This window comes from Streptomyces sp. NPDC056373, from assembly GCF_042262425.1.
Taxonomy (GTDB): domain Bacteria; phylum Actinomycetota; class Actinomycetes; order Streptomycetales; family Streptomycetaceae; genus Streptomyces.
Genome location: NZ_JBHJPX010000014.1, coordinates 113,091 through 133,318 on the forward strand (window position 1 = coordinate 113,091; position 20,228 = coordinate 133,318).

14 protein-coding genes are annotated in these 20,228 nt (G+C 69.2%); 11 read left to right on the plus strand and 3 right to left on the minus strand.

The window, feature by feature from the left end; all coding sequences use genetic code 11:
* Positions 1-73: 73 nt before the first annotated feature.
* The gene (locus tag ACFCXS_RS28300; protein ID WP_376646162.1) at positions 74-1,060 is read right to left on the minus strand and encodes an acetylxylan esterase; all 987 of its coding nucleotides are present in this window, start codon (positions 1,058-1,060) and stop codon (positions 74-76) included.
* 231 nt (positions 1,061-1,291) lie between these two features.
* Between ACFCXS_RS28300 and ACFCXS_RS28305 the strand changes: the two genes are divergently transcribed.
* From ACFCXS_RS28305 to ACFCXS_RS28330, 6 genes are all read left to right on the plus strand, one after another.
* On the plus strand, positions 1,292-2,284 hold the full coding sequence (locus tag ACFCXS_RS28305; RefSeq protein WP_376646163.1) for an ABC transporter permease: 993 nt from the start codon (positions 1,292-1,294) through the stop codon (positions 2,282-2,284).
* The gene (locus ACFCXS_RS28310) at positions 2,278-3,150 is read left to right on the plus strand and encodes a carbohydrate ABC transporter permease (protein WP_376646164.1); all 873 of its coding nucleotides are present in this window, start codon (positions 2,278-2,280) and stop codon (positions 3,148-3,150) included. Before ACFCXS_RS28305 ends, ACFCXS_RS28310 begins: the two co-directional genes overlap by 7 nt.
* A 98-nt stretch (positions 3,151-3,248) precedes the next feature.
* Complete coding sequence (locus ACFCXS_RS28315; protein WP_376646279.1) at positions 3,249-4,886, plus strand: extracellular solute-binding protein; 1,638 nt, start codon at positions 3,249-3,251, stop codon at positions 4,884-4,886.
* Positions 4,883-5,005, plus strand: a complete 123-nt coding sequence (locus ACFCXS_RS28320; protein ID WP_376646165.1) for a hypothetical protein — start codon at positions 4,883-4,885, stop codon at positions 5,003-5,005. The genes ACFCXS_RS28315 and ACFCXS_RS28320 overlap by 4 nt, the downstream gene beginning before the upstream one ends.
* Complete coding sequence (locus ACFCXS_RS28325; protein ID WP_376646166.1) at positions 5,002-5,685, plus strand: hypothetical protein; 684 nt, start codon at positions 5,002-5,004, stop codon at positions 5,683-5,685. Before ACFCXS_RS28320 ends, ACFCXS_RS28325 begins: the two co-directional genes overlap by 4 nt.
* Complete coding sequence (locus tag ACFCXS_RS28330) at positions 5,682-7,724, plus strand: beta-galactosidase (protein WP_376646167.1); 2,043 nt, start codon at positions 5,682-5,684, stop codon at positions 7,722-7,724. Before ACFCXS_RS28325 ends, ACFCXS_RS28330 begins: the two co-directional genes overlap by 4 nt.
* Here ACFCXS_RS28330 and ACFCXS_RS28335 read toward each other — a convergent pair.
* Positions 7,670-9,655 (minus strand): alpha-glucuronidase, encoded by a 1,986-nt coding sequence (locus tag ACFCXS_RS28335; RefSeq protein WP_376646168.1) that lies wholly within the window; start codon positions 9,653-9,655, stop codon positions 7,670-7,672. The two genes, ACFCXS_RS28330 and ACFCXS_RS28335, sit on opposite strands and share 55 nt — an antisense overlap.
* 20 nt (positions 9,656-9,675) lie before the next feature.
* Positions 9,676-13,473, minus strand: a complete 3,798-nt coding sequence (locus tag ACFCXS_RS28340; protein ID WP_376646169.1) for a GH92 family glycosyl hydrolase — start codon at positions 13,471-13,473, stop codon at positions 9,676-9,678.
* Positions 13,474-13,840: 367 nt separating this feature from the next.
* On the opposite strand from ACFCXS_RS28340, the gene ngcE reads away from it, so the two are divergent.
* From ngcE to ACFCXS_RS28365, 5 genes are all read left to right on the plus strand, one after another.
* Positions 13,841-15,295 carry an N-acetylglucosamine/diacetylchitobiose ABC transporter substrate-binding protein gene (ngcE, locus tag ACFCXS_RS28345; protein WP_376646170.1) on the plus strand — a complete coding sequence of 485 codons (1,455 nt, stop codon included), beginning with the start codon at positions 13,841-13,843 and terminating at the stop codon, positions 15,293-15,295.
* Between the two features lie 43 nt (positions 15,296-15,338).
* Positions 15,339-16,265, plus strand: coding sequence for a carbohydrate ABC transporter permease (locus tag ACFCXS_RS28350; RefSeq protein WP_376646171.1), 927 nt, complete (start codon positions 15,339-15,341; stop codon positions 16,263-16,265).
* A 1-nt stretch (position 16,266) separates the two neighbouring features.
* Complete coding sequence (locus tag ACFCXS_RS28355; protein ID WP_376646172.1) at positions 16,267-17,190, plus strand: carbohydrate ABC transporter permease; 924 nt, start codon at positions 16,267-16,269, stop codon at positions 17,188-17,190.
* Positions 17,191-17,755: 565 nt separating this feature from the next.
* Complete coding sequence (locus tag ACFCXS_RS28360; RefSeq protein ID WP_376646173.1) at positions 17,756-18,967, plus strand: ROK family transcriptional regulator; 1,212 nt, start codon at positions 17,756-17,758, stop codon at positions 18,965-18,967.
* A gap of 133 nt (positions 18,968-19,100) precedes the next feature.
* The gene (locus ACFCXS_RS28365) at positions 19,101-20,201 is read left to right on the plus strand and encodes a sugar ABC transporter substrate-binding protein (protein WP_376646280.1); all 1,101 of its coding nucleotides are present in this window, start codon (positions 19,101-19,103) and stop codon (positions 20,199-20,201) included.
* The last annotated feature ends 27 nt before the right edge of the window (positions 20,202-20,228 follow it).

Below are 20,228 nucleotides of genomic sequence, written 5' to 3' on the forward strand. Positions count from 1 at the left end.
CGGGCCCCTCCGTCGTTGATCCGTGTGTGCCGTTGGCTGACGCGCAGTGGGCGCGGATCGAACCGTTCGGCCGTCAGCCCAGCGCCCTTCGCAGCCAGTCCAGTTGGCGCCGCACCTGCACGGCGTCGCCGCCCTCGTGCCCGTTGAACGGATAGGCGTGGATCTCCCGGCGCGGGTCAGTGCCGGTCAGGTCCCCGTAGCGGTTGAAGGCGGCGTACGCCCCGCTCGGCGGGCACACCGTGTCCCGCAGGCCCACCCCGAAGTGGGCCGGGGCCTGTGCGCGGCGGGCGAAGGAGACCCCCTCGACATAGGAGAGGGTGCGAAAGGCGGCCTGCTCGGCACCCCGGCGGACGGAGAGGCAGGCGGCGATCTCGCCGTACGGTCCGGCGTCCGTCAGGTCCAGGGCGCGCCGGATCCCGCACAGCAGCGGCGCCGTGGTCAGCAGGGCCGCCAGGCCGGGCACGAGCCCCGCGACCGCCAGGGCCAGTCCGCCCCCCTGGCTGTTGCCCACGGCGGCGATCCGCCCGGGATCGACGCCGGGCAGCTCCCGTACGGCCGTGACGGCACGCACCGCGTCCGTGATCAGGCGCCGGTAGTGGTAGTCCTCGGCGGCGAGCAGCCCGCGCGCCGCCGGCCCGGGCCCGCCCGGTGCGCCGGCGTGCGGGTCCGGTGTCTCGCCGCCGCAGCCGTACTGGTCGCCCTGGCCGCGGTTGTCCATGAGCAGATGTGCGTACCCGGCGTTGACCCACGTCAGGCGCTCGTGCGGAAGGCCGCGGCCGCGCCCGTAGCCGGCGAACTCGACCACGGCGGGCAGCGGTTCGTCCGCCCCTGCGGGCCGGCTGAACCACGCTCGCACCGGGTCGCCCGCGAAACCCCGGAACGTCACGTCCCAGGTCCGCGTCAGCCGAAGGCCCGTCTCCACCGGCCGCACCGACACCACGGGGTCCGCCTCCCCGGCCGTCTTCAAGGTGTCCTGCCAGAACGCGTCGAAGTCGGCGGGCTCCTCGATGTCCGGGCGGTAGCCCTCCAGTTGGGCCAGTGGCAGGTCGAACGCGGGCACGACGGCACCTCGCAGGAGTCGGTGGTCATCCAGAAACTTGCGGCCGGGCAAGGGCAGTTGACTCCGGGGTCATACCCAGCGACGGTGGGATTCCAACGCGCCACAAGGGCCCCGTCCGAGTGTCGCAGCACCCATTGACAGCGCTTTCTGCGCCCCCTAAGTTGCCGCAAGTTACCGGCAAGAGCTCGAAAGTTTCGGTTCCGCGTCCCAGGTCCACGGGAGGCCCGAGCAATGAGCACGTCCACCACACCGGCCCCGCCGGGCACTCAGAACCAGCCGTCGGCCCGGGCCGCTCCCCGGCGCGGCAGGCGTGCGCCCGCCCGGACCGGATGGCGGCGGGCACTGCGCCGCGACTGGCAGCTGTACTCGCTGGCGATCCTGCCGCTGGTCTTCTTCCTGGTCTTCCGCTATCTGCCGATGATCGGCAACGTGATCGCCTTCCGGCGCTTCGAGCCCGGCGGTTCGATCTTCGGTGAGGACTGGGTGGGCCTGCGCTATGTGCGCATGTTCCTCGGCGACCCCACCTTCTGGCAGGTGTTCCGCAACACCCTGTGGCTGGGCGGGCTCACGCTCGTCCTCTGCTTCCCGATCCCGATCGTGCTCGCGCTGCTGCTGAACGAGGTGCGCCGGCGCTCCCTGAAACGGTTCGTGCAGTCGGTGTCGTACCTCCCGCACTTCCTGTCGATCGTGATCGTCGCGGGCATCACGATGCAGATGCTGGCGAGCGACGGCCCCGTCAACCACGTCCTCGGACTGCTCGGTCACGACCCGGTCCGCTTCATCCAGGAACCCGGGTGGTTCCGCACCGTCTACGTCGGTTCCGAGATCTGGCAGACCGCCGGCTGGGGCACGATCCTCTACCTCGCCGCGCTCACCACGATCGACGAGGACCTGTACGAAGCCGCCCGCATCGACGGCGCGGGACGCCTGCGGCAGATCTGGCACGTCACCCTGCCCGGCATCCGCCCCACCATGATCACGCTGTTGATCCTCAACGTCGGCACCTTCATGGCGGTCGGCTTCGAGAAGGTGCTGCTGCTGTACAACCCGCTCACCTACCCCACCGCGGATGTGATCTCGACGTACGTCTACCGCGCCGGCGTGGAGTCCAACAGCTTCAGCTACGCCGCCGCCATCGGCCTGTTCGAGGCGGTCATCGGCCTGGTCCTGATCACGTCCGCCAACACGCTCTCGCGCCGCACGGTGGGGACGAGCCTGTGGTGAGGCCGAGCCGCTCCCAGCGGGTCTTCCAGGGCGTCAACGGGGTGATCCTCACGCTCGTCGTGCTGGTGACCCTCTACCCGTTCGTCAACATCGTCGCCCGGTCCTTCAGCGGCGAGCGGCAGATCCGTGCCGGTGAGGTGACGCTGCTGCCCGAGGGGTTCAACCTCACCACCTACCGGATCGTGTTCCAGGACTCGATGTTCTGGCGGAACTACGGCAACACCGTGCTCTACACGGTCGTGGCCACTGCGGTCGCCATGGTGCTGACGACCTGTTACGCCTACGTGCTGTCGAAGAAGGACCTCAAGGGCCGCGGCGTCCTCGTCGGGGTGGCCGTGTTCACCATGTTCTTCACCGGCGGCCTGATCCCGAACTACATCCTGGTCACCAGCCTCGGCCTGAAGAACAGCGTGTGGGCGATCGCCCTGCCGAACGCCATCAGCGTCTTCAACCTGCTGGTGATGAAGGCCTTCTTCGAGAACCTGCCGACGGAACTGGAGGAGGCCGCACAGATCGACGGCCTGAGCACCTACGGCATCCTGCTCAGGATCGTGCTGCCGCTGTCCAAAGCGGTCGTGGCGACCATGGTGCTCTTCTACTCGGTGTCCTTCTGGAACTCCTGGTTCAGCGCCTTCCTCTACATGGACCGCACCGAGCTGATGCCGGTCACGGTCTACCTGCGCAACCTCATCCAGGGCGCCACCGGCGGAGGCAACGCCGGCGCCGGAACCGAGCAGCTCAGCCAGGTCGGCGCGAACATCCAGTCGGTGACCATCGTCCTCACCGCCCTGCCGATCCTCTGCGTGTACCCGTTCGTCCAGCGCTACTTCGTCTCGGGCGTGATGCTCGGCGCGGTCAAGGGCTGACCGCGGCACCTCTCCTCGACCGGCACAAGGGCTGACCACCGCAGCTCTCCTCAACCGGCATACGGAACAAGGGGGTTCCCGTGAACAACGAAGGACAGATGTCGCGGCGCCGGATACTCACCGCGGCCGGCTTCATCGGCCTCGCCACGGTCACCGGCTGCGGCGGCGGTGACGACGGCGGGGACGGCAAGGACCTGTCGAAGAAGCAGAACGGAGCCATGAAGAACTACCGGGCCGGGCAGCAGTTCAAGGCGTCCCGCCCGCTGTCCTTCTCGGTGCTGCACAACAACAACCCCGTGTACCCGATGAAGAGCGGCTGGCTGTTCTGGAAGGAGGTCACCGAGCGCACCGGAGTGACCCTCGAGCCGGTCGACGTGCCGCTCGCCGACTACGAGAAGAAGCGCAGCGTCCTCATCGGCGCGGGCGACGCACCCTTCCTGATCCCGAAGACGTACCACCCCTCGGAGGTCGCCTTCGTCTCCTCGGGCGCGATCCTCCCGGTCAGCGACTACGTGAAGCTCATGCCCAACTTCCGCGAGAAGGTCCGCAAGTGGAAGCTGGAGCCCGAGCTCGACTCGATCCGCCAGTCCGACGGCAGCTACTACCTGCTGCCCGGCCTGCACGAGAAGGCCAAGGCCGGCTACTCGCTGTCCTTCCGCACGGACGTCCTCGACCGGCACGGCCTGAGCCTGCCCACCACCTGGGACGAGGTGTACGACGTCCTCAAGGGGCTCAAGGAGGAGCACCCCGGCAAGTACCCCCTCACCGACCGCTGGAGCACCAACACCCCGTTTCCCTGCGGCGCCCTGTTCAGCTACCTCGGGCAGGCCTTCGGCGTCAGATCCGGCTGGACGTACGACAACATCAGCTTCGACCACAAGGCGCAGAAGTACGTCTTCACCGGCGCGCAGGACGCCTACCGCCAGATGATCGAGTACCTGCGGAAACTCGTCGCCGAGAAGCTGATGGACCCCGAGAGCTTCAGCCAGACCGACGACCAGGCGCTGCAGAAACTGCTCGCCCAGAAGTCCTACGCGATGAGCGCCAACCCGCAGGTGCTGGTGCAGGACTACCGGTACAACCTGGAGAAGCAGGTCAAGGGCGCGCGGATCGAGATGGTGCCGGTGCCGATCGGGCCCGCCGGCCCCGTCGTGCTGGGCGGCAGCCGGCTGGAGAACGGCGTCATGATCTCCAGCAAGGCGCTGAAGAGCGACGACTTCGTCGCCATGATGCAGTTCGTCGACTGGCTCTGGTACTCCGACGAGGGCCAGCGGCTGGCCCGCTGGGGCGTCGAGGGCGTCACCCACACACGCTCCGGAGGCCGGTACCGGCCGAAGCCCGGCATCAGCCTCATGGGCTCCGACCCGGACGCCCCGAAGGACATGCAGAAGGACTTCGGCTTCTACAACGGCGTCTTCGCCTACGGCGGCAGCTGGGAGCTCGTCTCCTCGATGTTCAGCCCGGACGAGAAGAAGTTCCAGGACGCCATGGCCCAGCGCCGGCAACTGCCCATCGACCCCGCCCACCCCCTGCAGTCCTTCGAGCAGGAGCAGGCCACCCTCTGGGAGACCCCGCTCAAGGACCACGTCATCCAGAACACCCTCCAGTTCGTCCTCGGCAAGCGCCCGCTGTCCCAGTGGAACTCCTACCTCGCCGAGCTGAAGTCGAAGAACATGCAGCAGCTGGTCGACCTGCACAACAAGGCCTACGAGCGGTTCAGGAAGGAGAACGGGTGAGCCGCGCCGCCGACGCGCCGCGCGGCCGGCTCACCCGTGGCACGGCGGCGCCCCCGCCCCGCGCGTGGCGGGGCGCCCGCCCCGCGCGGCGGCGGCCCGGCCGGGAGGCCGCCGCATGAGCACCGCGCGCACCTCCGACTTCGGCACCGGAACCCTCTCCCGGGCCTCCGCCCTGCTCCACACCCTCCTGACCGTCGAGGCGCTGCTCCTGCTCACCGCCTCCCCGGGCCTGGCCGGGCTGCTGCTGCTCGGCCCCGACCCCGCCAACCTCCCCCTCGCCGCCCTGTGCCTGCTGCCCCTCGGACCGGCCCTGTCCGCCGCGCTCTACGCCCTCCACCACCGCAGCCGCGACCTCACCGAACTGCACCCGGCCCGGGACTGCCTGCGCGGCTGGCGGCTCAACGCCGTACCGGCGCTGAAGCTGTGGACACCCCTGCTGACGTGGCTGACGGTCATCGCCTTCACCCTCACGCACTTCTCCGCCACCGGCCTGCCCGGCTGGTGGGCGCTGCTGCTCGCGCTGATCGGCACCGGCTCACTGCTCTGGGGCGCGCACGCCCTCGTCCTCACGTCCCTGTTCGCCTTCCGCGCCCGGGACACCGCCCGCCTCGCCGCCTACTTCCTGTTCCGGCACGGCCGCGCCACCCTCGCCGCCGCCTCCCTGCTGGTCCTGACGGCCGCGTCGGCCGCCCTGCTGACCGAGGCCCTGGCCGCCCTGCTGGCGGCCCCGCTGCTGCTGTCCCTGCTGCACGGCAGCCGCCCGGTGATCGCCGAGACGCGGAGGGACTTCACCGCATGACGCGCAAGATCCGCTACGGCGGCGACCACAACCCCGAGCAGTGGCCGCAGGAGGTCTGGGACGAGGACCACCGCCTGTTCACCCGGGCCGGCATCGACACCCTCACCGTCGGCGTCTTCACCTGGTCGCTCACCCAACCCGCCCCCAACTCCTACGACTTCACGATGCTGGACCGCATCCTGGACCGGGCCGCCGCCGAGGGACGCCGGGTGTGCCTCGCCACCGGCACCGCCGCCGTCCCGCCCTGGCTCGCCAAGCGGCACCCCGAGGTCAACCGCACCGACTTCGAGGGCCGCCGCCACCGCCACGGCCAGCGCCACAACTTCTGCCCCAGCTCGCCGGCCTACCGCGAGCACGCCACCGCCATGGCCTCCCGTCTCGCCGAACGGTACGCGCACCACCCGGCCCTGCTCGCCTGGCACATCAACAACGAGTACGGCGGCGCCTGTTACTGCGAGCTGTGCGCCGAGGCCTTCCGGCTGTGGCTGCGGGACCGGCACGGCAGCCTCGACGCCCTCAACGACGCCTGGTGCACCACCTTCTGGTCCCACCGCTACACCGCCTGGGACCAGATCGAGCCGCCCAACGCGCTCACCGAGCACTGGCGGGGCCCCGACCACACCGCCTTCCAGGGCATCACCCTGGACTACCTCCGCTTCACCACCGACGCCCTCCTCGGCTGCTTCCTGGCCGAGAAGGAGGTGATCCGCGCCCACGACCCCGACACCCCCGTCACCACCAACTTCATGGGCCTCTTCCGCCCCCTCGACTACCACCGCTGGGCGCCCCACCTCGACTTCGCATCCTGGGACAACTACCCGGCCCTGGACGCCCCGCCGACCCGGCCCGCCCTCGCCCACGACCTGATGCGCGGCCTGAAGGGCGGCGCCCCGTTCTGGCTGATGGAGCAGACCCCGTCGACGACGGCCTGCCGTGACGTCAACCCGCTGCGGCGCCCCGGCGAACTCCGCCTCGCCACCTTCCAGGCCGTCGCCCACGGCGCCGACGCGGCCCTGTACTTCCAGATGCGCGCCTCCAGGGGCGCCTGCGAGAAGTACCACGGGGCCGTCATCGGCCACGCGGGCCGCGACGACACCCGGGTCTTCCGGGAAGTCGCCGCCCTGGGAGCGGAGCTGGAGGCCCTGGGGGAGCGGACCCTCGGCGCGCGGACCCCCGCGCGCACCGCACTCCTCTTCGACTGGGACAGCTGGTGGGCCCTGGAGATCTCCGACGGCCCCTCCCGGCTGGTGAAGTACCCGGACGTCGTCCACGCGTACTACCGGGCGGCCCGCGAGGCCGGTGCCGACGTGGACGTCATCCCGCAGACCGCCGACCTCACGCCCTACGACGTGGTCCTCGCCCCCGTCCTGCACATGGCCAAGGGCGACCTCGCCCCGCGCCTCGAAGCCGTGGCAGCCCGCGGCGGCACGGTCCTGACCACGTTCCTCTCCGGCCGCGTCGACGAGCACGACCGCGCCTTCCTCACCGACGTCCCCGGCCCGCTCGCGCCCCTCATGGGCATCCGCGTCGACGAATGGGACGCCCGCCCGCCGGAGTTCACCCAGACCGTCCCCGAGCTGGGGGCACGCGCCCGGCTCGTCTTCGAGATCGTGCTCCCGCGCGGCGCGGAACCGGTCGCCACGTACGGCACCGACTTCTACGCGGGCACCCCCGCCGTCACCCGCCACCCCTTCGGCGAGGGCGAGGCCTGGTACGTGGCCACCGTCCTCGACCAGCCCGGCGTCGACCAGGTCGTCCGCAGGATCCTGACCCGCCACGACCTGCTCGGCCCCTACGCCGGCCACCCGGCGGTGGAGACCGCGAACCGGGTCGCCCCCGACGGCACCCGCCTGCTCTTCCTCCTCAACCACGCCCCCCAGCCGGCCCACCTGACGGCGTTCGGCACGGCCACCGATCTCCTCACCGGCAAGCGGGTGGCCGAGGGCGAACCCCTGGTCCTCGATCCGCTGGGCGTGGCGATCCTTCAGTGGATCCGCCGCCCCCGCTCGTCCGGCACCCCGGAGGCGCGGAAGAAGTAGGTGTTGACCTGGTCGCGCCATTCACGGGCACTGCGCAGCTGCTCCTCGTAGCGCTCCGCCACCCGGGCATGGCGCGCCGGGTCCACCAGCCCGGCCAGCGAGGCCCACGCCGCCCGGGCCTCCTCGACCTCCTCGACACCCTCGAAGTGGCTGTCGTAGATGTGCTGGATCACCGTCTTCCCGCTCTTCAGCACATGCCCGTACGGCACATGGTGGAAGAACAGCAGCAGCTCGTCCGGGCAGGTCTCCGGCGACTCGTACACCTCGGACCACGGCTTGCCGTACTGCCCGGCGTACCCTGTGCCGGTCGCCGCGCTGCGGTCGACCCCGATGCCGTCCCGGTCGGCGAAGTGATAGGTCCCCCAGGGGCTGTACTCGTACCCCTCCACACTCGGCCCGTAGTGGTGGCCCGGCTGCACCATGAACCCGGCGCCCAGGGGAGCGGTGTACTTCTCGTACGTCCGCCACGAGCCGTCGAGGACCGCGTGCAGCCCGTCGGCCAGCGGCGACGGGGCGTCCGGGAAGGTGAGCGCGATCCACTCGTCGAGCACCACGCCCGGATCGGCGGCGGGCTGCCAGGCCAGCCGCCCGAAGGTGTACAGATTCGCCTGCGCCAGCGGATGCCCCGTCCAGAAGGGGTCGTCACCGACGTTCGGCACCGCGACGAGCCCGCCCCGCGCCGACTCGCCCACGGTCGAACCCTGCCGGATCCGGAACCGCAGCACCTCGCTCCACATCGGGCCCAGCCAGCACGTGTGCCGCTGCTGCCCGGTGTACTCCTGGGTGACCTGCAGCTCCACCGCCAGCCGGGTCCCCGGCATGGCCCCGATCAGCGGCGAGACCGGCTCCCGCACCTGGAAGTCCATCGGCCCGTGCTTCACCTGGAGCACGGCACCGGCCGCGAACTCCCCGTCCAGCGGCACGAAATGGTCGTACGCGGCCCGGGCCCGGTCCGTCGTGCGGTCCCGCCAGTCCTGGCGGTGGTCGTAGACGAACGCCCGCCAGTGGACCGTGCCGCCGAACGGCTCCAGCGCCGCCGCCAGCAGGTTCGCGCCCTCGGCGTGACTGCGGCCGTACGCGAACGGCCCCGGCTGCCCCTCCGAGTCGGCCTTCACCACGTACCCGCCGAAGTCGGGTATCGCCTCGTACACCCGCCGCGTCGCCTCGGCCCACCAGCCGCGCACCGCCTCGTCCAGCGGATCGGCCGTCGGCAGCCCGCCCAGCGTGACCGGGGACGCGAAGGAGACCGACAGATGGGTGCGGACACCGTAGGGACGCAACGCCTGTGCGACGGCGGCCACTTCATCGATGCGGTCGGTCAGCAGACGCGCCTCCGTCGCGTGCACGTTGACGTTGTTCACCGACAGCGCGTTGATCCCGCACGCCGCGAGCAGCCTGCCGTACGCCCGCACCCGGTCGAGTTCGCCGCGCGCCCTGCCGTCCTCCCAGAACAGCGAGCCGCCCGCGTAGCCGCGCTCCACCTGGCCCATCACCGGGTGCACGGCCACGTTGTCCCAGTGGTCGAGCATGCGCAGCGCGAGAGCGGGGCGGTGGGTCTGCGGCGCCCACCCGCCCCGGAACGCGGCCTCGCCGAGGCGGACGACGTGGAACAGCCCGTACAGCAGCCCCCGGCCACCGGAGGCGGAGACGGTCGTGGTGCCGTTCTCCCGGGCGACCGTGTACTCCTCGTTCCCCGGGTCATGGACGCCGAGGTCGAGGACCAGGTCGTACGCGTCGCCCTCCGGCCCGGCATCGCGCACGACCCGGCCCCCGAACCGCCGGCAGGCATCCGCCACCTCCCCGTGCACCGTCTCCACCAGTGGACCCGATCCACGGATCAGCGTCCGCCGGCCGCCGACCGACCGGAAGGCGGCAGGCGGTAACCAGGCCGGATCGACACCCTCGGGCAGGACGGGCACGGGAAGCGGCATCGGACCCCCAACTCGGCTGCTCAGGACAGCAGTTCGACCTCCGCCAGCGTGGCCTCACCGTCGAGGACCAGGCGGTACCTCTCGTACGTACCCGGCGACCTCACGGAGAACGCGCGGGTCTGTCTGTCCCACGCGAAGGACTCCCCGGAGCGCCGGTCCAGCGTGTGCCAGGCCGTGCCGTCGGCGGAGCCCTGGAGCGTCCATCCGGTCGGTGCCTTCGCCCGGTCCGCCGACGAGGTCAGCGTGTACTGGACCGCCTCGGTGCCCTCCGAGACCGGGAGATCCACGGAGGTCACCACCGCGTCCGTCGCCGAGGTGTCGTCGAACAGGGCGCCGTCCCCCGCCAGCACGTCCCGGCGTGGCGCCGGCACCTCGTCGTCCCGGGTGATCGACACGGGCGCCGCATGCCCACCCGTGCCCCACGACGACGGCCGCGAGCCCATGTCGAACTCCAGGACACCGCCCTCGGCGACCAGCGCGTGCGGCAGCGAGGTCTTCGTCCACGCGCGGCCGTTGACCTTCAGCCCCTGCACGTACACGTTCCCCGCGCTGTTCCGCGGCGCCTTCACCACCAGCTCGCGCCCGTCGTCCAGATGCACGGTCGCCTCGGTGAACAGGGGCGACCCGATCGCGTACTCGCCGCTGCCCATCACCAGCGGGTAGAAGCCGAGCGCGGAGAACAGGAACCAGGCCGACTGCTCGCCGTTGTCCTCGTCACCGTGGTACCCCTGCCCGATCTCGCTGCCCGTGTACAGCCGGGACAGCACTTCGCGGACCTTCTCCTGCGCCTTCCACGGCTGCCCGGCCGCGTCGTACATGTAGATCGCGTGGTGGGCCACCTGGTTGGAATGCCCGTACATGCCCATCCGGACGTCCCGCGCCTCGGTCATCTCGTGGATGACACCGCCGTAGGAGCCGACGAACTCGGGGGAGGCCGTCTCCGGGGTGGAGAAGTAGTCGTCGAGCTTGTCCCCGAGACCCTTCCGGCCGCCGTACAGGTTCGCCAGGCCCCGGCTGTCCTGCGGAGCGGTGAAGGCATACCCGTAACCGTTCGTCTCGGTGTAGTCGTGACCCCAGACGCGCGGGTCGTACGCCGAGGACTCCACCCGCCAGTCGCCCTTCGCGTCCTTGCCCTGGAAGAACCCTGCCTTCGCGTCGAAGAGGTTCACATAGTCGCGGGCGCGGTTCAGGAAGTACTCCGACTCCTCCCGGTAGCGCCGCTCACCGGTCTCCTCGTAGAGCTTTTGTCCCATGCGGGAGATGCCGTAGTCGTTGAGGTAGCCCTCCAGCGCCCAGGACAGGCCCTCGTGCGTCTCGGTGCTCGTGTAGCCGAGGAAGGGGGAGGTGGCCATGCCCTTGCGGCCGACGCCCGGGTTCGGCGGCACGACCGTGGCGTTCTTCACCGCCGCGTCGTACGCCGCCTCCGCGTCGAAGTCGACGCCCTTGACGTACGCGTCCGCGAACGCCACGTCCGAGGACGTGCCCGTCATGAGGTCCGCGTAGCCGGGGGAGGACCAGCGGGAGGTCCAGCCGCCGTCCTTGTACTGCTGCACGAACCCGTCGACCAGCTCGCCCGCCCGGGAGGGGGTCAGCAGCGAGTACGCGGGCCAGGTCGTCCGGTAGGTGTCCCAGAAGCCGTTGTTGACGTACACCTTGCCGTCGACGATCTTCGCGCCGGTGTGTGTCGGGGTGTCCGGCTTCGGCATGGGGGAGAAGGGCGAGGCGTACCGGTACCTGCCGCCCACCTTCTCGAACCCGGAGTTCGGGTACAGGTAGAGCCGGTACAGGCTGGAGTACAGCGTCGTCAGCTGGTCGGGCGTCGCGCCCTCGACCTCGACCCTGCCGAGCAGCCGGTCCCACTGCCGCTGGGCGCTCTTCTTCACCGACTCGAAGGACCGGCCCTGCGGGATCTCCCGGCGGAGGTTGTCCTCGGCCTGGTCGAGGCTGATGAGCGAGGTCGCCAGGCGCAGGGTGACGGTCCGGTCGTCGGCCTCGAAGCGCAGATGGCCCTTGACGCCGCTGGAGCCGCCTTCGGTCACCGGCTGGTCGAACTCGCCGTGGACGAACAGCCTTGTCGCGCCCGCCGACAGCCCGGACCTGACGTCCGAGTAGCCGGTGACGATGCCGTTCTCCTCGTCGAGCGTCAGGCCCGCCTGGTCCGTCACGTTGTCGAAGAGAACGCTCGCGTCGTCGCCCGGGTAGGTGAAGCGCAGCACCGCCGCGTGGTCCGTCGGCGCCATCTCGGCCCTCAGCCCGTTCTCGAACCGCACCCCGTAGTAGTACGGCCGCGCCGTCTCGTTCTCGTGCCGGAAGGCAAGCTCGCGGCCCTCCCGCCCGTAGTCCGGGGTCCCGGTGGCCGCGGACGGCATCACCTGGAACGTCTGCCGGTCACCCATCCAGGGGCTCGGCTCGTGGCTCGCGCTGAACGCCTGGATCGTCGGCAGGTTGTCCGCGTTGTTCGCCCGCGCGTAGTCGTACAGCCAGCTGAGCGAACCCGCGTCGGTCACCGGCGTCCAGAAGTTGAAGCCGTGCGGCACCGCCGTCGCCGGGAAGTTGTTGCCCCGGGAGAATCCGCCGCTGGAGTTGGTGCCCCGGGTCGTCAGCGCGTAGTCCGACAGATGCGCCTTCGGCCGCTCGGGGGCGACGGACTCGATGCTCACGTCGTCCAGCCAGCCCCGGAACTTCGCCGGGCCCTCGGGGGAGTCGTAGGCCACCAGGATCCGGTCCACGGTCTTCCCGGCCGCGACCGAGCCGATCCGCGAGGCCACGTCGTTCCACTGGTTGACGTAGAGGATCTTCGCCGCGCCCTGACCCCGGGGGGTCAGCGGGAAGCCGTGCTGGTCGGTGGCGCGCAGGTCGCTCAGGTGGGTGCCGTCGGTGAAGGCGAGGTCGACGGAGACGTTCGTGGCGTCGTAGTCGAGGTCGCCGTCCGCCATCGACGGGAAGACGCGGTAGGCCAGCCGCGTGTTCCGGCCGACGGCCACGTTCACGTCGAAGATCTTGTTGTACGAGTACGCCCGCCCCTCGGTGGTGTGCCGGCCGGCGTACCGCAGGGCCCGCTTTCCGGTGAACCCGGCGCCCGCCTTGGCGGTGGGGGAGCCGCTGGGGCCCCGGTCGACCAGGGAGAGCATGTCCTGCGGCACGGGCCCGTCGGTGCCGCCCGTGGACAGCTGGAGGTCGGCGAGCTGGAGGATGTCGCCGCCGTTGTTCCCGGTGACGTCCAGCCGGAAGTGCCGGTACTCACCGGGTTCGGCGAGATCGTAGGTCTTCGTCAGGAAGCGCTCGGGGAAGGATTCGCCGGAGCGGGTGTCGAGCGTCTTCCACTCCTTCCCGTCGGCGGACCCCTTCAGGACCCAGTCCTTCGGGTCGCGCTCATCATGATCATTGGCCGACGTCAGCGCATAACGCACCGGTTCGACCGGCTTGTCCAGGTCGAACTCGACCCAGCCGGAGGGCTCGAAGGCGAGCCACTTGGTGCTCGGTTCGCCGTCGACGAGGTTCTCCTTCACCTCTCCGCCGCCCGCGTTCTCGGCGCTCGCCCGGACGTCGGTGACCCGGTCGGTCACATTGCCCGGTATGCCGCTGCTGTAGCCGCCGTCGACTCCGGAGGCCCGCGCGGTGCCGTCGGGGCCGGTGTCGACGGTGTTCACCCAGTCCGGAACCGGGTCGTCCGCCTCGAAGGAGGACGTGAACTCCCGATCCGGCTTTCCGGGGGCCTGAGGCAGTGCGACCGCAATGCCCTGCGAACCCAGGGCCAAAGCGAAGGCGGTCGCCGACACGACCGCCGAACCCCATCTGTGCCGAGCTTTCCGCTGCATCAACGGGTACCCTCCCTGCGCAGTGGACAACGTTGTCACCTTCGATGCGCAAGGACCAGTAGTCGCTCAAGTGACGGGGAGTGTCAAGGGTGTTGCCTGTGGCATTCGGGCGCGACGACGAGGATATTTCCGGCGGAGCACCCACAGGCCGCTCATACTTCCGCGAGGTCTCAACTCGGATAAGACCCATGGCCAACTCTGTGTTCGATGTTGATCCGCCGACGGGAAGTGGACTATACCTGTCGCACGCTTCACCCGATCCGCACATCACCACCCGCACATCCTGCACGACCCAGCTTGACCCGATCGCGGTGCCGGGGAGGATCCGGTTCACCGCCTGAGTCCTGGAGAAGGCGAGGACTTGAGCATGGGATCCACTTCCGCCGAGAACCGCGGCACCGAGGGTGTCGGCCGCCGTGATCTGATCAAGAGGTCTGCCGCACTCGGGCTGATCTCCGTCCCCACCATGAGCTTCCTGTCCGCCTGCGCGAGCAGCGGTGGCGACGACAGCGGCGACAAGGCCAAGGCCGGTAAGAAGACCGCGAAGAACCCGCTCGCCGTCAACGACACGGCCGGCATGGAATTCGTCCTGTTCGACGGCGGTTTCGGCAAGGAATACGCCGAGGACGCGGTGAAGATCTACGAGAAGAACTTCCCCAAGGTGAAGGTGAAGTTCGCCGCCACCCAGAAGATCCAGTCCACCCTCCAGCCCCGCTTCAACCAGGGCACCCCGCCCGACCTCATCGACAACTCCGGCGCCGAGCAGATGGACATGGGCGTCCTGGTCGGCAAGAACCAGCTCACCGACCTCACCCCGCTGCTGGACGCGCCCTCCTACGACGACCCGAACAAGAAGGTCCGCGACACGCTGCGCCCCGGCATCGTGGAGATGGGCCAGTTCGACGGCGAAAAGGTCTGGATCCTCTACTACGCCTACACCGTGTACGGCGTCTGGTACTCGCGAAAGGCCCTGGACTCGCTCGACGAGCAGTACCCCGAGACCTGGGACCAGATGCTCGCGGTCTGTGCGAAGGCCAAGAAGAAGGGCATGGCAGGCTGGACGTATGCGGGCAAATACCCGTACTACATCCCCTTCTCGCTCTATCCGATGATCGGCAAGGTCGGCGGCCGCGAGGTCCTCGACGCGATCGACAACCTGGAGCCGAACGCCTGGAAGCACCCGGCCGTCAAGGCCTGCTTCGAGGCGTACTACGAGCTCTACAAGAAGGGCTACGTCCTCAAGGGCACCCCGGGCCTGGACCACATCCAGTCGCAGACGGCCTGGGCCGAGGGCAAGGCACTGTTCATCCCGAACGGCTCCTGGGTGGAGAACGAGTCGGCGAACGTCATCCCGAAGGACTTCGATCTGGCCGTCTCCGCGCCCACCGGCCTCGACTCCTCCGACAAGATGCCGTTCGGCACGATCTGGGCCTCCGGTGGCGAGCCCTTCATCGTCCCGGCCAAGGCGAAGAACGCGGCCGGTGGCATGGAGCAGCTGCGCATCATGCTCAGTGAGGCCTCCTCGAAGAACTTCACCGGCAAGGTGAAGTCGCTGACCGCGTACAACGGCGGCACCGACGGCATCGCCCTCACTCCCGGTCTGAAATCAGGTGTCGCGGCCCTGGACAAGGCCGGCGAGAACGTGGTGAATCCCCGTATGCAGGACTGGTACGTGCAGTTGCAGAAGGAGAAGATCGGCGTCTCGGGCCTGGGCGAGATGATGGCCGGCCGTCTGACTCCCGCCGAAGCCATCAAGAAGATCCAGGGCTTCGCCGACGAGACCGCCAAGGACGACTCCATCAAGCACTACAAGCACCAGTAACGGCACCGGAAACCCAAATTCCGCACACGGCACCGGAGTGGCGATGCAGCACGGCAAGTACCGGTTCATCGTGGGCTTCCTCGCGTTGCCCCTGGGACTGTACGCGCTCTTCGTGGTCTGGCCGTTCATCCAGTCCATCTATTACTCGTTCACGGACTGGACCGGCCTGAGCCCCGAATTCAAGATGGTCGGTTTCGACAACTACAGCCGCATGCTCGACGACGAGATCTTCTGGAAGTCGTTGCAGCACAGCCTGCTGTTCGCCCTCCTGCTACCGGTGGTGACGATCGGCCTCGCGCTGTTCTTCGCGTTCATGATCAACGTGGGCGGCAGAAAACGGAGAAACGGCCCGGTCGTCACCGGCGTCCGCGGCTCCTCCTTCTACAAAATCGTCTATTTCTTCCCGCAGGTCCTCTCGATCGCCATCGTCGCGCTGCTGTTCGCGTTCGCGTACAACCCGGACAGCGGCGCGATCAACTCGCTCCTGCGCGGTATCGGCCTGGACGACGTCCAGCCCCTCTGGCTCGGCGACCCCGATCTGGCCCTCTGGGCGGTGATGGGGGTCCTCGTCTGGTCCACCGTCGGCTTCTTCGTGGTGCTCTTCTCCGCCGGCATGGCCTCCATCCCGTCGGACATGTACGAGGCGGCCCTGCTGGACGGCGCGAACCGCGTCACCACGTTCTTCCGGATCACCCTGCCCCTCCTCTGGGACACGGTGCAGTCCGGCTGGGTCTACATGGGCATCCTCGCCCTGGGTGCCGAGTCGTTCGCGGTCGTGCAGATCATGACGACCGGGCCGGGTGGCCCCGACTACTCGACCACCGTCATGGTCCTGTACGTGTACCAGAAGGCGTTCCGCGACGGGCAGGCCGCCTACGCCACCACGATCGGTGTCGCCCTGCTCGTCGTCACGCTGGCCTTCGCCGCCGTGGTGATGCGGCTGGGCCGTCGCGAGCGGCTGGAGTACTGAGATGAAGACGACCGAAACCCCCGCGCCGCTCCCTGCCGAGTCCGGACCCCCGATCATCAAAACGGACCTCGCGCCGCCCCCTCCCGCGAAGGAGAAGAAGGAGGGCACGGTCCTCAACGTCTTCTCCCACGGCGTCCTGGTCATCTGGGCGTTCATGGTGGTCATGCCGCTGCTCTGGGCGGTCATGACGTCCTTCAAGGACGACCGCTCCATCTTCAGCTCCCCCTGGTCGCTCCCGGACGCCCTGCACTTCGACAACTGGTCGCGGGCGTGGACCCAGGCCAACATGAGCGACTACTTCCTCAACACGGTCCTCGTGGTGGGCGGTTCCCTCATCGGCACGCTGGTCCTCGGCTCCATGGCGGCCTACGTCCTGGCCCGCTTCGACTTCCCGGGCAACCGCTTCATCTACTTCCTGTTCATCGGCGGCATGAGCTTCCCGATCATGCTCGCGCTGGTCCCGCTGTTCTACGTCGTGAACAACATGGGCCTGCTGAACACCATCCACGGCCTGATCCTGGTCTACATCGCGTACTCGCTGCCGTTCACGGTGTTCTTCCTCACGGCGTTCTTCCGTACCCTGCCGACGTCGATCGCCGAAGCGGCCTTCGTGGACGGCGCTTCCCACAGCCGCACGTTCTTCCAGATCATGCTGCCCATGGCCAAGCCGGGCCTGATCAGCGTCGGCATCTTCAACTTCCTGGGCCAGTGGAACCAGTACATGCTCCCCACGGTCCTCAACACCGACCCCGACAAGCGGGTCCTCACCCAGGGCCTGGTCCAGCTGGCGGTCAGCCAGGGCTACAAGGGCGACTGGTCGGGCCTGTTCGCCGGCCTGGTCATGGCGATGCTGCCGGTGCTGGCCGCGTACATCATCTTCCAGCGCCAGGTGGTGCAGGGGCTTACGGCGGGGGCGCTGAAGTAGCCCGGGCCGGTGGGGTGCTGGGGCCGGGTGGGTGCGCAACTCGGCGCGACGAGGCGCCTCCCCCGAGCTCTCGGCTTCGCTCGAGCAGGGGGCACCCCCACGCCCACCCGCGCCGCCCCCAGCGGCACGCATGCCCGCAGCTAAGGGCGGCTGCCCCCACGCACCCGCACCCGCCGTCGGACGCAAGGGGACGTGTCGGGGGGTGTCCGCCCGCAGCGGTTGGCGCGTCAACGAACAGTCAGTCGGCACGCAACCCCATCGCGACGTTCCGAGGACGGACACCCCCCCGACGCGGCCCCGACCCCCACCCGACGCAAGGCGAAAGCGGCGCACCCCCACCCAGCCGCACAGGCCTCGCAAGCAGAAAGCGCGTACCCCCACCCAGCCGCACAGGCCCCGTAAGCAGAAAGCGCGTACCCCCACATAGCGCTCCGCGACGACCCGCGCACACCCCGGAATCAGTTCAACCTCTTGACGGGAGGCGACCCGAACGGCTCAGCTTAGAGTTCACTAGTTGGACAAAGACGGGGCCCCATCGCTGCGGCCCCGTGCGCAGGAGGTCGTCGTGGAGACTCCGGGGTCGCAGTCATCGCTGCACCGAGCCAACCTCGAGCGGGTCGTAAGAGCCGTGCGTCTCGCGGGCTCCCTCACCCAGGCCGAGATCGCGCGGACGACAGGGCTGTCCGCGGCGACGGTCTCCAACATCGTCCGGGAGCTGAAGGACGGCGGCACCGTCGAGGTCACTCCGACCTCCGCCGGCGGCCGCCGCGCCCGCAGCGTGTCACTGAGCGGCGACGCCGGCATCGTCATCGGCGTGGACTTCGGCCACACCCACCTCCGCGTCGCCATCGGCAACCTCGCGCACCAGGTCCTGGCCGAGGAATCCGAGCCCCTCGACGTCGACGCCTCGTCCACCCAGGGCTTCGACCGCGCGGAACAACTGGTCACCCGCCTGATCGAAGCCACCGGCGTCGACCGCTCCAAGATCGCCGGCGTCGGCCTCGGCGTCCCGGGCCCCATCGACGTCGAGTCCGGCACCCTCGGCTCGACCGCCATCCTCCCCGGCTGGACCGGCACCAAGCCCGCCGAGGAGCTGCGCGGCCGCCTCGGCGTCCCCGTGCACGTGGACAACGACGCCAACCTCGGCGCCCTCGGCGAGATGGTCTGGGGCAGCGGCCGAGGCGTCCGCGACCTGGCCTACATCAAGGTCGCCAGCGGCGTCGGCTCCGGCCTGGTGATCAACGGCAGGATCTACCGGGGCCCCGGCGGCACCGCCGGAGAAATCGGACATATTACACTCGATGAATCCGGCCCGGTCTGCCGTTGCGGAAACCGCGGCTGCCTGGAGACCTTCGCGGCCGCGCGCTACGTGCTCCCGCTCCTCCAGTCCAGTCACGGCACCGACCTGACCATGGAGGGCGTCGTACGGCTCGCACGGGACGGAGACCCGGGCTGCCGTCGGGTGATCGCCGACGTCGGCCGCCACATCGGCAGTGGAGTGGCCAATCTCTGCAACCTGCTGAACCCGAGCCGGGTGGTCCTCGGCGGTGATCTCGCCGAGGCCGGTGAGCTGGTGCTCGGGCCGATCCGGGAGTCCGTCGGCCGCTACGCGATCCCCAGTGCGGCACGCCAGTTGTCCGTTCTCCCCGGTGCGCTCGGCGGCCGTGCGGAGGTGCTCGGAGCGCTCGCCCTCGCCCTCAGCGAGATGGGCGATTCGACCCTTCTGGACGGAACCGCCCCCGGCGTGCTCCGGGCGGCCACCCCTGCCTTCACTTAGAGAACGGATGGCACCGTTGCCATCTCGTTAAGGATTTACTTCTTGACGTCGCACGTGTGGCCGAGTTGACTTCCAGCCACCTCGGCCGCAATGTCGCGGCCTCGTCAGGGAGGTTTCTGAAGTGAACACGCGTATGCGTCGCGCCGCTGTTGCTGTTGCCGCCGGTGCGATGGCCGTTTCGCTTGCTGCCTGTGGCAGCGCCAAGGAGTCGGGCGACAAGACCGATTCCACCGGGTCCGCCAAGAAGGGCGACGACATCAAGGTCGGCCTGCTCCTTCCCGAGAACGCGACCGCCCGCTACGAGAAGTTCGACCGGGTTCTCATCGAGAAGAAGGTCAAGGAGCTCACCGACGGCAAGGGCAAGGTCGAATACGCCAACGCCAAGCAGGACGCCAGCACGCAGAACCAGCAGGTCGACGCGATGGTGACCAACAAGGTCGACGTGCTGATCGTGGACGCCGTGGACTCCAAGGCCATCGCCGGTTCGGTGAAGAAGGCCAAGGACGCCGGCATCCCCGTCGTCGCCTACGACCGCCTGGCCGAGGGCCCGATCGACGCCTACACCTCGTTCGACAACGTCACCGTCGGCAAGACCCAGGGCGAGGCCCTGCTGAAGGCCCTCGGCGGCAAGGCCAAGGACGGCCAGATCGTCATGATGAACGGGTCGTCCACCGACCCGAACGCCGCCCAGTTCAAGCAGGGCGCGCACTCCGTGCTCGACGGCAAGGTCAAGATCGGCCGCGAGTACGACACCAAGGAGTGGAAGCCGGAGAACGCCAACTCCAACATGGAGGGCGCCATCTCCGCCCTCGGCAAGGACAAGATCGTCGGCGTCTACTCCGCCAACGACGGCATGGCGGGCGGCATCATCACCGCCCTGAAGGCCGCCGGCATCCCCGACGTCCCCGTCACCGGCCAGGACGCCGAGCTCGCGGGTGTGCAGCGCATCGTCACCGGTGAGCAGTACATGAGCGTCTACAAGCCCTACCCGCAGGAGGCGGACGTCGCGGCCGAGATGGCCGTCGCCCTCGCCCAGGGCAAGTCGCTCGACTCGATCGCCAAGGACAAGGTCGACAGCCCGACCACCAAGGCCATCCCGTCCGTCCTCGTCCCGGTCGTCTCGCTGACGAAGGACAACATCAAGGACACCGTCATCAAGGACGGCATCTACACCGTGAACGAGATCTGCGCGGGCAAGTACAAGGCCGCCTGCGACAAGATCGGTCTCAAGTAAGCGGCCGCCAAGTGCCCTGCGGAGCAC